Origin of the sequence: Dyella sp. 333MFSha (assembly GCF_900102405.1) — a bacterium.
Classification (GTDB): Bacteria; Pseudomonadota; Gammaproteobacteria; order Xanthomonadales; family Rhodanobacteraceae; genus Luteibacter; species Luteibacter mycovicinus.
In genome coordinates, this window is sequence record NZ_FNBR01000001.1 from 754527 (window position 1) to 768309 (window position 13783).

At 64.7% G+C, this 13783-nt stretch carries 12 protein-coding genes; 6 read left to right on the forward strand and 6 right to left on the reverse strand.

The window, feature by feature from the left end:
- Positions 1-328 precede the first annotated feature (328 nt).
- Together BLT40_RS03465 and BLT40_RS03470 are read right to left on the reverse strand one after the other, a co-directional pair.
- Positions 329-1219 (reverse strand): RNA polymerase sigma-70 factor, encoded by an 891-nt coding sequence (locus tag BLT40_RS03465; protein WP_343123889.1) that lies wholly within the window; start codon positions 1217-1219, stop codon positions 329-331.
- A gap of 67 nt (positions 1220-1286) precedes the next feature.
- Complete coding sequence (locus BLT40_RS03470) at positions 1287-1787, reverse strand: carboxymuconolactone decarboxylase family protein (protein WP_036112530.1); 501 nt, start codon at positions 1785-1787, stop codon at positions 1287-1289.
- A gap of 169 nt (positions 1788-1956) precedes the next feature.
- Between BLT40_RS03470 and BLT40_RS03475 the strand changes: the two genes are divergently transcribed.
- From BLT40_RS03475 to BLT40_RS03490, 4 genes are all read left to right on the forward strand, one after another.
- Positions 1957-3570, forward strand: a complete 1614-nt coding sequence (locus tag BLT40_RS03475; RefSeq protein ID WP_218124511.1) for an OFA family MFS transporter — start codon at positions 1957-1959, stop codon at positions 3568-3570.
- Positions 3571-3604: 34 nt separating this feature from the next.
- The gene (locus BLT40_RS03480) at positions 3605-4447 is read left to right on the forward strand and encodes an SAM-dependent methyltransferase (RefSeq protein ID WP_090351396.1); all 843 of its coding nucleotides are present in this window, start codon (positions 3605-3607) and stop codon (positions 4445-4447) included.
- Between the two features lie 123 nt (positions 4448-4570).
- Complete coding sequence (locus BLT40_RS03485) at positions 4571-4876, forward strand: hypothetical protein (RefSeq protein ID WP_036112537.1); 306 nt, start codon at positions 4571-4573, stop codon at positions 4874-4876.
- A 4-nt stretch (positions 4877-4880) separates the two neighbouring features.
- Complete coding sequence (locus BLT40_RS03490) at positions 4881-6689, forward strand: tetratricopeptide repeat-containing diguanylate cyclase (RefSeq protein WP_176809085.1); 1809 nt, start codon at positions 4881-4883, stop codon at positions 6687-6689.
- 89 nt (positions 6690-6778) lie between these two features.
- Here the strand turns inward: BLT40_RS03490 and ykgO are convergent, their stop codons facing one another.
- The 4 genes from ykgO to BLT40_RS03510 form a co-directional block, all read right to left on the reverse strand.
- A complete protein-coding gene (gene ykgO, locus BLT40_RS03495; protein ID WP_029213509.1) occupies positions 6779-6904 on the reverse strand; it encodes a type B 50S ribosomal protein L36 in 126 nt (41 codons plus the stop codon).
- Positions 6905-6992: 88 nt separating this feature from the next.
- Positions 6993-7907 (reverse strand): LysR substrate-binding domain-containing protein, encoded by a 915-nt coding sequence (locus BLT40_RS03500; RefSeq protein WP_079523073.1) that lies wholly within the window; start codon positions 7905-7907, stop codon positions 6993-6995.
- A 312-nt stretch (positions 7908-8219) separates the two neighbouring features.
- Entirely contained in the window at positions 8220-8858 is a 639-nt protein-coding gene (locus tag BLT40_RS03505) for a CoA transferase subunit B (protein WP_036112544.1), read from the reverse strand.
- Positions 8859-8868: 10 nt separating this feature from the next.
- The gene (locus BLT40_RS03510) at positions 8869-9588 is read right to left on the reverse strand and encodes a CoA transferase subunit A (RefSeq protein ID WP_036112547.1); all 720 of its coding nucleotides are present in this window, start codon (positions 9586-9588) and stop codon (positions 8869-8871) included.
- Positions 9589-9804: 216 nt separating this feature from the next.
- Here BLT40_RS03510 and gndA point away from each other — a divergent pair, with 216 nt between their 5' ends.
- Complete coding sequence (gene gndA, locus BLT40_RS03515) at positions 9805-11220, forward strand: NADP-dependent phosphogluconate dehydrogenase (protein WP_090351401.1); 1416 nt, start codon at positions 9805-9807, stop codon at positions 11218-11220.
- A gap of 196 nt (positions 11221-11416) precedes the next feature.
- Positions 11417-13762 (forward strand): type II secretion system secretin GspD, encoded by a 2346-nt coding sequence (gene gspD / locus BLT40_RS03520; protein ID WP_090351403.1) that lies wholly within the window; start codon positions 11417-11419, stop codon positions 13760-13762.
- Positions 13763-13783: the final 21 nt, after the last annotated feature.

The following is a 13783-nucleotide window of genomic DNA, read 5'->3' on the forward strand; positions in this document are numbered from 1 at the left end:
CCTCAGTCCCCCAAAGAGCCGGCGGGTGCCACCCTCGCGTCCGGTAGCCGCAGGCGAGGGCGCCGACTGGAAGAGGCCCGTGAGGGGGCCGGTCAGGGATGACCGGCCGTTTTCGGGGAGGCAGGGACAGCCGACTCGAAAACCCCCAGTCGGAGCCCGACCCGGCCGAAGGCCATTGATACACGGCCGCGGTAGCGGCCTTTCATTGAGGGGTCGCCGCAGGCGTGGACGCGAGGGTGGCACCCGCCGGCTCTTCAACGCGACATCACACGCCGCGGCAAGCCAACCGCGATGGCGAAGCCGAGCCCGTCAAATAAAGCCCCCCACCTCAGCTAAACCCCTGCTGACCTCTCACAATCCGCTCCAGCTTGTCCGGGTTCCTCTGCACATGAATACTCTGGATCATCCGTCCGTCGGTGACGTAAGTCTGCGCCGATTCGAGCTTCCCTTCGATGTAACGCAGCAACGCCCACTCGCCGTTAATGCGCGTAAGCCTCACCGTCACCCGATCGCCATAACGAAGGTGGGCGGCATAAAACACCTGCGCGATCCGCTGCGCGCCCACCATGGGCTTCGGGAAACTGTTGACCTTGCCGCCGCCATCGCCGGTGAGATCCGCATCCGGCGCAAGCATCGAACGAATGGCGGGGAAGTTGCCCGCCGTGAGCGCACCGGCGAAGCGGCGCATCAGGTCGAGGTGGTCGTCGCGGGGCACCCCGGCGCGCGGGCGTGCGTCACGCAACTGATCCTTCGCCCGGTGCACGAGTTGCCGACAGCTGGCCTCGCTCTTTCCGATCGCGCGCGCGATCTCCGGGTAATCTTCGTCGAAGACCTCGCGCAGCAGGAACGCGGCGCGCGCGTCGGGAGACAAGCGTTCGAGCACCAGCAGAAAGGCGACTGAGACGTCGCTGTCCAGCTCGTGGAGATCCTCCGGCGAGGTGCCCTCGTCCGTAAGAATCGGCTCGGGAAGCCATATGCCGACGTATTCCTCGCGGCGCACCCGTGCGGCGCGCAGGCGGTCGATGGCGCGGCGGGTCGTTGCCGCCACCAGCCACGCTTCGCTGTTACCGATCGCGGCCTGGTCGGCGGCATTCCAGCTCAGCCAGATATCCTGCACGAGGTCTTCGGCCTCGGCCACGGAGCCCAGCATGCGATAGGCGATGCCATGGAGGCGAGGGCGCAGTGTCGAGAACGTAGTCGTGGCCTGGTTCATACCCATAAGACGGCGCACCCCGGGCGTTTGTGACATCGCCCGGAGTGTCGCACGCCGAGTCGCGCCGGATGCGTCAGGCGGCTACGGCCGCCGCATCGGACAGGCCGGCCTTGTCGAGTCCCCAGGCCTTGTCCATCGTGCCCGGCACGGTGCGGAAGGCCACGTTGAGGCGGTTCCACGCGTTGATCGCCGCGATCACGAAGGTCAGGTCGGAAACTTCCTTCTCGGAAAGCTGGCCGAGCACACGCTCGTAGAGGTCGTCCGGCACGCCCTGCGCGGGAATCCGGGTCAGCGCTTCGGTCCAGGCCAGGCTGGCCCGTTCGCGAGGCGTGAAGAGGTTGGACTCGCGCCAGATGGCGACGTGGTGCAGGCGCAGGTCGTGCTCGCCGTGAATGACGGCCTGCTTCACGTGCATGTCCACGCAGAAGGCGCAGCCGTTGATCTGCGAAGCGCGGATATGGACGAGGAGGCGGAGGGATTCTTCGATCGAGCCCTTGCCCTCGGCCATGCTGAGTTCGGTCAGCTTTCTGGTCAGTTCCGGGGACTGCTGCTGGTAATCGAGACGCTGGGTCATGGCGAAATCCTTGAAGTGAGTGATGGAGGCCGAACGGATCGGCTTCACATGTCAGACGAGATCGCCATGCGTTTTGTGACGGCCCTAAGACCAACGTAGGGTGGCGGCAACCCGAAACCCGCTTAAGATGCGACCCGGGGCAGTACCACTTCAACGGCAGGGGACACATATGGCAACCGGTGGCTTGCTTGCGCGTGAGCGCACGATCGCGGGACCGAGGTTCAATCGCTGGCTGGTTCCGCCCGCGGCGCTCGCCATCCATCTGTGCATCGGCATGGCCTACGGCTTCTCCGTCTTCTGGCTGCCGATGACCACGCTGGTGCCGGGTGCCGACGCGGGCGCGTGCGCGACCCAGGGCTTCCTCGATCAGCTGACCACCACGACCTGTAACTGGACGGTGCCCTCGGTCAACCACATCTTCGAAACGTTCATCGCCATGCTGGGCCTCGCCGCCGCGATCTGGGGCGGCTGGCTGGAGCACGCCGGGCCACGTAAGGCGGGTTTCATCGCCGCGTGCTGCTGGGGTGGCGGTCTGGTCATCGGCGGCATCGGCGTATCGATGCACCAGCTGTGGCTGGTCTATCTCGGTTGCGGGTTTCTGGGCGGCGTAGGGCAGGGGCTGGGGTACATCACCCCCGTGTCCACCTTGATCAAATGGTTTCCGGATCGTCGTGGTCTGGCCACCGGTTTCGCCATCATGGGCTACGGCGGCGGCGCGATGATCGGTGCGCCGATCGCCGTCAAGCTGATGAGCGTGTTCAAGGATGGCGACATCGCCGGCGTCTCGAAGACGCTGATCTGCATGGGCGTCATCTACTTCGTAGCCATGACCCTGGGTGCGTTCGGATTTCGCGTCACACCGAGTGGCTGGAAGCCTGAGGGCTACCAGCCGGTCGCCTCGAAGGCCACCCTGATCTCGCATGGCCACGTCCATCTCAGCCGCGCGTGGAAGACGCCGCAGTTCTGGCTGATCTGGGGCGTGCTGTGCATGAACGTGACGGCGGGTATCGGCGTGCTCTCCATGGCCAGCCCCATGCTGCAGGACGTGTTCGGCGGTCGGCTGCTCGGGGTCGACCCCGGCACCGAACTGAGTACGGCGCAGAAGGCGGCGATCGCCGCCGCGGCCGCCGGTCTCGTCGGTCTGATCAGCCTCTTCAACTCCGTCGGTCGCCTGGCCTGGGCCTCGGCGTCGGATTTTCTCGGCCGCAAGAACACCTACTGCGTGTTCTTCATTCTCGGCATCATCCTTTACTGCACGCTACCGGCGCTGGGACACATGGGGCTGGCCGCGCTGTTCGTCATTACCGTCTGTCTGATCCTCTCGATGTACGGCGGCGGCTTCGCCACCGTGCCCGCCTATCTGGCGGATATCTTCGGTACGCAGATGGTCGGCGCCATCCACGGACGTCTGCTCACCGCCTGGTCGGTCGCCGGGGTCATCGGTCCCGTGCTGATCGCCGGGGTCCGTGAGGCGCAGCTGAGCGCGGGCGTGGCGAAGAACCTGGTCTATGACCGCACGCTCTACATCCTGGCCGGGCTGCTTCTGATCGGCCTCATCTGCAATCTTCTCGTTCGCCCGGTGGATCCGAAGCTGCACATGACCGAGGACGAACTGCGGCACGAGCGGGCGTTGCAGCACGAAGCGCAGATCACCGACGCCAGCGTCGCGTCCGCGGCGCGCGGTTCGTTCGGCATCCTGGGTGTACTCGCGTGGCTGGCGGTCGGGATCCCGTTCCTGATCGGCGTGTGGATCGCAATGCAGAAGGCGGCGGCCCTGCTATAACGGCCGTCTGGACGCATACCGGGGGGAGCGCGCCATGACAGGAACGGAAGAGCCGCGCGGCAGTCTTGTCTGCGTCGGTGTGGGCATGACGCTTGGCTCGCACCTCACGCCGCTGGCACGCAGTGAGATCGATCGCGCCGATGTCGTCTTCGCGGGCGTGTCCGATCCTCTCGTGGAGATGTGGCTGCGCGAGATGCATGCGGACGTGCGCAGCCTGCAGCCGTATTACGCCGAGGGGCGATCCCGTCGCGACACCTATGCCGACATGGTCGAGGTCATCCTCGCCGAGGTACGACAAGGCAGGCGTGTGTGCGGGGTGTTCTACGGTCACCCGGGCGTCTTCGCCCTGGCCCCGCACCGGTCGATCGAGCGCGCACGTGGCGAGGGCTTCGACGCACGCATGGAGCCAGGAATTTCCGCGGAGGACTGTCTGTATGCCGATCTGGGTATCGATCCCGGTACGTACGGCTGCCAGCACTTCGAAGCGACGCAGTTCCTGTTGTACCGGCGGATGATCGATCCATCGGCCTGGTTGTTCCTGTGGCAGGTGGGACATGTCGGCGACCTGTCGCTTGCCCGGCGCGACACCGGGCCCGGCTATCGCCGGGTGCTGGTCGACGTGCTGTCGGAACACTTTTCCGCGGACCATGAGGTGATTTTGTACAAGGCGCCGACGCTGCCGATCGAATCTCCCTCGATCCGGCGCCTGCCGCTTTCGCGCCTGGCCGAAAGTGCTATCAGCACCTCGGAGACCCTGGCGATTCCCCCGGGACGTGCGCTCGATCCCGCACCCGGGATGCGGGCGCGTCTGCAGGCGCTCGCCGCGGACGAGGCTGCCGTTCCCGTGCCAGCGCCGCCTGCGTCACACCCCGCGTGACCCGGCCACGCGGCCTACTACAACCCGTGCTGTCATAGGGATATCATCCGGTCCAGGCGCCTCGAGGGGAGGATCGCCGGACATCGGCCAGGGGTAAGGCCTCTGCGCCCAAGGGAATCGCACATGGGCAGTGTTGTCGGCTGGTTGGCGCGCGTCGGGGGAGACGCGTCGTTGAGGCACGCGACGGCGGAAACGCTGGCGCTCGCCATGAATGAAGAAGATCTCGGTGACGACGTTCGTGAACCCCTGGGTGCGCGTGACGCCGATGCGCTGCGCGCGGTGATGGGGCAAGGCATCTACTTTTCGAGCCTGATGCCCATCCAGCCGGATCACGAGGAAGAAGAAGGCGAAGACGAAGACGGCGATGAAGACGAGGGTGATGGTAAGCCGCGTCCTTCGAAGATCCCGCTGGGCGGACCCGGGGCCTGATTCAATGAGATGGAACACCCGTCGCTGGGTCGCCGTGCTGCTGGCCGTTTTTATGGCCAGTGGCACGTTGCGTGCCGCCGACGATGCGCAGGACGCGACCACGGCCCAACTTTCCGGGATCAGCGACAAGCTCAACGAGGCCGATGCGGTCAAGATCCGGGATTTCGGCCGGTATTCCCGGTTGCTCGACGAGGTCGAGCCCTTCGAGTCGAAGCTCGATGACGAGCAGCGCGCCATGTTTCACTTCCTGCGCGGATGGCGCGCCACGTGGGTGGGCGACTACGAAAACGCCAAGGTGGAACTGGAGAAGGTCGCCGATCAGTCGGTGAATTCCGTGCTCCGCCTTCGCGCGTTGTCGACCCTCGTCAATCTGCTGGGTGTCGGTCACCGTTATGAGGACGCCTTCAAACGGCTCAACGAACTCCAGGAACTGATGCCGTCGGTCCGTGACCGGAAGGCACGCTTCCAGGCGATGGGTGAGGCTTCGCAGTTGCTTAGCTCGGCAGGGCAGTTCGAGCAGGCCGAAGCGTACGCCAAGGACATGATGGCCGAGCCGCCGCCCGGCGAAACGGTATGCAAAGGTGCGCAGCACCTGCTGCGCGCGCGGCGTGAAGCCAACCGGCTCGACACTATCGACCCGATGTTCCTCGATGCGATCGAGCAGTGCGAGGCCAGGGGCGACGATGTCTTTGCCGACAGCATGCGCGCGGACATCGCGGCGTTTTATCTTTCCCATGGTCAGCCCGAAGAGGCGGTGAAGCTTCTCACCGAGCACCGGGACAATCTGCGCACCCTCAATTATTCGCAGCTGCTCGGCGAGTTCGACTCGCATCTTGCGCAGGCGTACCTCGCGCTGGGTGACTTGTCGAACGCACGGCGCTTCGGGCTTTCAGCCGTGGCCGGGGCGATCCGTGACGAGTTCACCGATCCTCGTCGAACGGGATACCTGGTGCTTTATCAGGTCGAGCAACGCCTGGGACACGCGCAGCAGGCGTTGACGTTTCATGAGCAGTACATGGCGGCGGACAAGGCGTACCTGGATGACATCAGCGCGCGCAGCCTCGCGTTCCAGATCGTCGATCAGCAGTTGCTGGCGCGCAAGACGGAAGTCGACGCGCTCAACAAGCAGAACGAAATCCTGCGCCTCAGTGGGGTGCTCGACCGCAAGGAAGTCGAGACCGGACGCTTGTACATCTTAATCCTCGGTCTAGCCCTGTTGGCGATCGTCTGGCTGGTGCTCTGGCTGCGCCGCTCGCAGCTGCGCTTCATGAAGCTGGCGCGCCGCGACGGCCTTACGGGGATCTGTAATCGTGAGCACTTCGTCGAACAGGCGGAGCGGGTGCTCGCGTACGGTGCGCGATCCGATCGTGGCCTGTGCCTGATCCTCTTCGACCTGGATCACTTCAAGAACGTCAATGACACTTACGGCCACGCGGTGGGCGACGAAGTGCTTAAGCGAGCGGTGGACGTGTGCCGCCGCTCGCTGCATGCCTGCGATGTGTTCGGGCGTCTGGGTGGCGAGGAGTTCGCCGTGTTGTTGCCCGACTGCAGTCCGGCACAGGCACGTGCGCGCGCGGAACAACTGCGGCTGTCGATCGCGGCTACCGCCGCTACGCCTTCACGGCCGGAACTCTTGGTGACCGCCAGTTTCGGTGTGGGGTCGACGCTGCAATGCGGGTATGAGTTGCACCGGTTGCTGGTTGTGGCGGACGCGGCGCTTTACCGGGGCAAACGGGCGGGACGCAATTGCGTGTTCATGGGAGATACCGGGGATATTCCGGATTCGCCGTATCTGACGGAGGCGCGGGGGTAGGAGGCGTGCGACGATGCCGGTTCAAACCTGGCAAACGTCCATAAAAAAAGGCCGCTTTCGCGGCCTTTTTTCAACCCGTCTGCAGCTGATCAGCGCTGACGAGCCTTGAAACGGGGGTTGCTCTTGCAGATCACGAACACTTTGCCGCGACGGCGTACGACTTTGCAGTCACGGTGACGCGACTTCGCGGACTTCAAAGAGGAAAGCACCTTCACGGCCAGCTCCTGAAACTTTAAGGACAAGGAAAAACGGAATTGTAGCCATCCGGCCTGCTTAACGCAAGCGCTCGGAAAGATTCGGGTTTCAGCCGAGGCCGAGCTTACTGCGGGCCTGGCGGACGGTGCGCAGGAAACTGTCGAGCACCGGGGACGTATTGTCCACGCGTGAGGCCACCGCCAGCAAGAGGTGGGCCTCCGGGTCGTCGACGGGAACGAAGGCGATACCGTCCAGGTGGACCGCGCGCAGCGACGCCGGGACCAGTGCAAGCCCCAGACCGGCAGCGACCAGAGGCAGCAGGGAAGGGATCTGCTGCGCTTCCTGGCGAACGTTCGGTCGGAAGCGCGCCTTGTTGGCCAACAGGTTCAGGCGGTCGATGAGGGTGGCCGCGTGCGCACGTGGCGGCGCGACCCAGCGCTCGGACGCCAGTTCCTCCATGCGCACCGACTTCCGTCGGGCGAAACGATGGTCGAGGGGCAGGGCGATGACCAACGGCTCGTGGTCGATCACTTCCACATTCAGCTGGCGCGCGTTCGCCACGCCTTCGGGATGGGCGCGCAGCAGGCCGACGTCGATCTGGCCGCTGAGGATCGCGTCGTACTGGGCACCGGTGAGCATCTCGCCGAGGTGCAGGCTGACGCCGGGCGCTTCATGTGAGAACCGCAGCAAGGTTTCCGGAAGCGCGGGATGAAACGATACGGAGACCGCGTAGGCCAGCCGGAGCTGACCGGTGAACCCCGCCGCCGCCTCGCTGACCACGGTGCGCGCGCTCTCGGCGCGAGCGAGGATGGCCTTGGCCTCGACGAGAAAGAGACGACCCGGTTCGGTCAGCGCCACGCGGCGACGGTTGCGATCGAGCAGGCGCACGCCCAGATCCGCCTCGAGGGCCTGGATCTGCTGGGACAGCGGGGGCTGCGAGATATGCAGTCGCTGCGCCGCCTGGGTGAAGCTCAGGGTTTCCGCCACTTCAACGAAGTAGCGCAGTTGCCGCAGATCGAACATAGTCGAATTTCATATAAGTGATCGCTGAAAGATATATTGGCGAGAATTTCCTAGGAAATCTATGCTTCGTCTCGGCCTACCACCAACCCCTCCCCCTGGGTCGGTAGGTCCCTCGCCCCGTAGCGACGCTAATCACCGATATCTGGCCTACCTCCCCCCCCGAGGCCCATATCGAGGCGTTTGCTCCGGGGCGACTTTCTTTGTGCGGCCGGAACGTGGCAATCGCGCGCAGGGCGCGCTCCTGCATGGGGCTGAATCGCGCGCAGGGCGCGCTCCTACTTGTAGGAGCGCGCCCTGCGCGCGAAGCTCTTTTTATCCCACCCGCGACACGAAATCGCACTCCGTCGTCGCCCGGATCTTCGCCTCGTCCACACCCGGAGCCAGTTCGATCAACGCGAGCCCGTCCGGGGTGACGTCGAACACGGCCAGGTCGGTGATGATCCGGTCGACCACGCCCTTGCCGGTCAGCGGCAGCGAGCACTCGGTGAGGATCTTCGGGGTGCCGTCCTTCGCGGTGTGCTCCATCACGACGACGACGCGCTTGACGCCGGCGACCAGGTCCATCGCGCCGCCCATGCCCTTGACCATCTTGCCGGGCACCATCCAGTTGGCGATATCGCCCTCGGCAGTGACCTGCATCGCGCCGAGGATGGAGATGTCGACGTGGCCGCCGCGAATCATCGCGAAGGAGTCGGCGCTGGAGAAGTACGACGCGCCCGGCCGGGCGGTGACGGTCTGCTTGCCGGCGTTGATCAGGTCGGCGTCGACTTCGTCTTCGGTCGGAAACGGACCGATGCCGAGCAGGCCGTTTTCCGATTGCAGCCAGACGTCCACGCCATCCGGCAGGTGGTTGGCGACCAGTGTCGGCAAGCCGATACCAAGGTTGACGTAGTCGCCGTCAGAGAGTTCCAGGGCGGCGCGCTGCGCCATCTGTTCGCGGGTCCAGGCCATGGTGTTCTCCTCAGGCGCGCACGGTGCGCTGTTCGATGCGCTTGGACGGCGCGGGGTTGTGCACGATGCGATCGACGTAGATGCCCGGCGTGTGGATCTGGTCCGGGTCGAGTTCGCCGACCTCGACCATGATCTCGACCTCGGCGATGCAGACCTTGCCGGCCGTGGCGGCCATCGGATTGAAGTTGCGCGCGGTCTTGCGATAGACGAGGTTGCCCGACGGGTCCGCTTTCCACGCCTTGACCAGGGCGACGTCGGCGACGATCGAGCGCTCCATCACGTACATGTTGCCGTCGAACTCGCGGGTCTCCTTGCCCTCGGCCACCTGGGTGCCGTAGCCGGTGCGGGTGAAGAACGCGGGGATGCCGGCGCCGCCGGCGCGAAGCTTCTCGGCCAGCGTACCCTGCGGGGTGAAGTCGACTTCCAGCTCGCCGGCCAGATACTGACGCTCGAATTCCTTGTTCTCGCCCACGTAGGACGAGACCATCTTGCGGATCTGCCGGGTCTCCAGCAGCAAGCCCAGACCCACGCCGTCGATGCCGGCGTTGTTGGAAACGGCGGTCAGCCCTTTGACGCCGGAATCGCGCAGCGCCTCGATCAGCAGTTCGGGAATACCGCAGAGGCCGAAGCCACCCACGGCGATGATCTGTCCATCGGCCACGAGGCCGGCCAGCGCCTCGGCGGCGGTGGCGACGCGTTTGTCGCGGGAAGGCGACTTCACCTGGTTCATGCGTGTCGAGTCCATCCGGTCGGGCCCGCCGCCGGTTCGCCGCCCATCATAGCCGAGGGTCGTCACGTTCCGTGGTACGCGAGGGGGCCAATCTCCCAAGGGTGCCGGGGCGGACGCCACCATCGGATCGTGCAAGAACCCGCGAGGATCGGGCGCTTTGATGGCTTACGGTGCGCCCCCAGTTTTCCTGTGAACCCGAGCCTGGAGTATTCCGACGTGAGCAAACAGAAGATCGGCGTGATCGGTATGGCCGTCATGGGCCGCAACCTCGCCTGGAACATTGAGAGCCGCGGCCACGCGGTGTCCATCTTCAATCGATCCAAAGAAAAGACGGACGACGTCATGGCCGAGAGCAAGGGTAAGCAGCTCGTGCCGACGTACAGTCTCGAAGAATTCGTCGATTCGCTCGAGAAGCCTCGACGCATCCTGCTGATGGTGCAGGCTGGCAAGGGCACCGATGCGGTGATCGAGCAGCTGCGACCCTTGCTGGACAAGGGCGACATTCTCATCGACGGCGGCAACACCTTCTACAAGGACACGGTGCGCCGCGGCGAAGAGCTGGCAAAGGACGGTCTGCACTTCATCGGCACCGGCGTCTCCGGCGGTGAGGAGGGCGCACTGAAAGGCCCGTCGATCATGCCGGGCGGCCCGCGTGAGGCCTATGACCTGGTGTCCCTGATTCTCACCGAGATCGCCGCCAAGGCGCCGGACGGCGAACCCTGCGTGATCTACATCGGCCCGGGCGGTGCCGGGCACTACGTCAAGATGGTGCACAACGGCATCGAATACGGCGACATGCAGCTGATCGCCGAGAGCTACGCGGTACTCAAGCATGTGCTCGGCTTGTCCAACGACGAACTGGCCGATGTCTACCGGGAATGGAACGAGGGCGAGCTCGACAGCTTCCTGATCGAGATCACCTCGAAGATCTTCACCCGGAAAGACGACAAGACCGACAAGCGGCTGGTCGACGTGATTCTGGACCGCGCCGCGCAGAAGGGCACCGGCAAGTGGACCAGTCAGAGTGCGCTGGATCTCGGCGTGCCGCTGACGCTGATCACCGAGTCGGTATTCGCACGCGTGCTTTCCTCGATGAAGGAGGAGCGTGTCGCGGCGAGCAAGCAGCTGGCGGGCCCGGAGGCGGAAAAATTCAGTGGGGATCGCAAGGCGTTTATCGAATCCGTGCGCCGTGCACTGTACCTGAGCAAGATTATTTCGTATGCGCAGGGCTTCGCCCAGCTGCGCGCCGCGTCGGACGAGAACGAATGGAACCTCGACTACGGCGCCATCGCGAAGATTTTCCGCGCCGGTTGCATCATCCGTGCGCGCTTCCTGCAGAAGATCACCGACGCGTACAAGACCGACAAGGCACTGAAGAACCTCCTGCTCGATCCGTACTTCAAGGACATCGCGCAGCAGTATCAGGTCGCACTGCGCGAGGTCGTCGGCGAAGCGGTGCGTGTCGGCGTGCCGGTCCCGGGCTTCTCGGCCGCGGTGGCCTACTACGACAGTTACAGGGCCGAAACGCTTCCGGCGAACCTCATTCAGGCTCAGCGTGACTTCTTCGGTGCTCACACCTTCGAGCGTGTGGACGAGAAAGGGAGTTTTCACGCGGAGTGGGCCGAAGGCTGAACGACGCGTTCAAGGCGGAAGCCCCCGCGCCATGGGGGTTTCCGCGCCCCGAGCGAGGCTTTTGAGCGGACCGGCGTCACGGGTCTGTAGGGGAACGCTGGCGCTTTGTAGGATGCTCCCTTTAGAGTTGGCGGAATAAGTGCAGCACCAGGGGTCGGTGCTGCGCGCCGCGTCCAACGAGGGAGTACGTTGTTCCATGCTGAGAAAGCCCCTGATCGGCGCCACGGCGCTGGCGGTCGCACTTGCCGGATGCCAGTCGCTGCCGCAGCCGCGTGACGATGGATCGTTGCAGCGCGAGGCGCTGGCCGGCACCGAATTGCCCGCGCCGCGGCCCCGCATCGCTCCGTCGACCAATCCGGCCACGCCAGCGGTCGCCCAGCCGCAGATCAGCACAGGCACGGGCGAATTCGTCAAGCCGGTGGGTCTGGCCAGGCCGAAGCCGGTCGCCGAAGGTGCCGGCACGGTGACCTTCAATTTCGAGAACCAGCCGGTCGAGTCCGTGGTGAAAGCCATCCTGGGCGATCTGCTGCACGAGAACTACTCGATTACGCCGGGCGTGCAGGGCAATGTGTCCTTCTCGACCTCGCAGCCGGTCACGGCCGAGCAGGCCCTGCCGATCCTCGAAACGCTGCTGTCGTGGACCAACAACGCGCTGGTTCACAGCAACGGCCGTTACGTCGTGATGCCGGCCAAAGATGCCGTCGCGGGCAACCTCGTTCCCAGCCTTGGCGCGAGTGCGCCGGCCGGTGGTCTGCAGGCGCGCCTGTTTCCGCTGCACTTCATATCGGCGACCGAGATGCAGAAGCTCATCAAGCCGTTCGCGCGAGCCGATGCCACCTTGCTCGCCGATCCGACGCGCAACGTCATCGTCATGGCCGGTACGCCGACGGAACTGGATAACTACCAGCGCACCGTGTCGACCTTCGATGTCGACTGGCTGCGCGGCATGTCGGTGGGCGTCTTCAGTCTCCAGCGCGCGGAGGTCAAGGACCTCACGCCTATGCTGGACAAGCTGTTCGGCGACAAGGGCAATACGCCCATGGCCGGTCTGCTGCGTTTCATCCCCATCGAGCGGACCAATTCGCTGGTGGTGATCAGCCCGCAGCCGGCGTATCTCGACGAAGTACGCAGCTGGATCGATCGCATCGATCGCGGTGGTGGCAACGAGCCGCAGCTCTACGTCTATGACGTACGCAACGTGCAGGCGTCCGATCTGGCCGATTACCTTTCCGACATCTACGGCGGTGGTTCCGGCGGCGGCGGGTCCAGCGATCGCGGCGGCAAGGTGGGCCCGGGACTTTCGTCGGGCACGCTAGGGGGCGACAGCGATTCCGGTAACCGTAATGGTTCGGGTCTCGGCAGTACGACGGGTACCTTCGGCAACACCTCGTCGTCCGGTTCGGGTCTCAACAATGGCTCGAGCGCGCTGGGTGGCAACTCGTACGGCTCGGGCAGCGGTTCCAGCTTTGGTGGCGGCGGTTCGATGGGATCCAGCGGCAACGGCCTTGGCGATGACGAATCGTCGCGCCGCCAGCGCAACGGACCGATCACCACGGACGACGGCGTGCGGATCACCTCGGTGGATTCGAACAACCAGCTGATGGTGCGCGCGCGTCCGTCGCAGTGGACCGAGATCGAGCAGGCGATCAAGCGCCTCGACGCCGTGCCGCTGCAGGTGCAGATCGAAACCCGCATTCTCGAAGTGGCGCTGACCGGCAACTATCAGTTCGGTGTGCAGTGGTATCTCGAGGGTCTTGTCGGAGGCACCAACGGATCCGTCGGCCAGCCTGGCAACAAGCAGCAGTGGGCGCTCGGTAACGGCGGCAACACGTATGGCGGCGAGAGCTTCTTCTACTCCTTCGTCAACAACAATCTTTCCGTGGCTTTGAAAGCTATGGAAACGAGCGGAAACACGAAGACTTTGTCGGCGCCGTCGCTGGTGGTGCTGAACAACCAGAAGGCGCACATCCAGGTCGGCGACCAGATCCCCATCACGCAGACCTACGTCAACACCACGGCGAACACCGATAACACGATCGGCCAGGTGGAGTACAAGGACACCGGCGTGATCCTGAATGTGCGGCCGCGTGTGAATCCCGGTGGCCTCGTCTATCTCAACATCAATCAGGTCGTGAGCTCGCCGGGTCAGAAGGACGCCGCGACCGGCAATTTCCCGATTCAGCAGCGTGAAGTGGCCACGCAGGTCGCGGTGCAGAGCGGGCAGACCGTGTTGCTGGGCGGTCTGATCAAGCAGGACGAAGGTCTGACCGACACCGGTATTCCGGGGCTGAACCGCATCCCGGTGTTTGGCCGGCTGTTTGGTTCGACCACCCGCAGCCGTAACCGCACGGAGCTGATCGTCCTCATTACGCCACGCGTGATCACCAACGGCGACGAGGCCAAGCAGGTGACGGACGAGTACCAGCGGAAGTTCGAGTCACTGCAGCCCTATCGCGGGAAGGCGGCTACGACGACGGAGCCGGCGGGCGTGACACGGACGGGGAACGGGGAGCCGACGGTGACGGTGCCGTTGCATCCCTGAGGAGCGTGCCGGACCCGGGGG

What these genes read in the sequence shown, in the direction of transcription:
- BLT40_RS03475 (WP_218124511.1), top strand. Translation starts at nt 1,957, where the DNA reads ATGGCAACCGGTGGCTTGCTTGCGCGTGAGCGCACGATCGCGGGACCG.
- BLT40_RS03485 (WP_036112537.1), top strand. Translation starts at nt 4,571, where the DNA reads ATGGGCAGTGTTGTCGGCTGGTTGGCGCGCGTCGGGGGAGACGCGTCG.
- gspD (WP_090351403.1), top strand. Translation starts at nt 11,417, where the DNA reads ATGCTGAGAAAGCCCCTGATCGGCGCCACGGCGCTGGCGGTCGCACTT.
- BLT40_RS03505 (WP_036112544.1), bottom strand. Translation starts at nt 8,858, where the DNA reads ATGGCCTGGACCCGCGAACAGATGGCGCAGCGCGCCGCCCTGGAACTC.
- BLT40_RS03480 (WP_090351396.1), top strand. Translation starts at nt 3,605, where the DNA reads ATGACAGGAACGGAAGAGCCGCGCGGCAGTCTTGTCTGCGTCGGTGTG.
- BLT40_RS03500 (WP_079523073.1), bottom strand. Translation starts at nt 7,907, where the DNA reads ATGTTCGATCTGCGGCAACTGCGCTACTTCGTTGAAGTGGCGGAAACC.
- BLT40_RS03465 (WP_343123889.1), bottom strand. Translation starts at nt 1,219, where the DNA reads ATGGGTATGAACCAGGCCACGACTACGTTCTCGACACTGCGCCCTCGC.
- BLT40_RS03470 (WP_036112530.1), bottom strand. Translation starts at nt 1,787, where the DNA reads ATGACCCAGCGTCTCGATTACCAGCAGCAGTCCCCGGAACTGACCAGA.
- BLT40_RS03510 (WP_036112547.1), bottom strand. Translation starts at nt 9,588, where the DNA reads ATGAACCAGGTGAAGTCGCCTTCCCGCGACAAACGCGTCGCCACCGCC.
- BLT40_RS03490 (WP_176809085.1), top strand. Translation starts at nt 4,881, where the DNA reads ATGAGATGGAACACCCGTCGCTGGGTCGCCGTGCTGCTGGCCGTTTTT.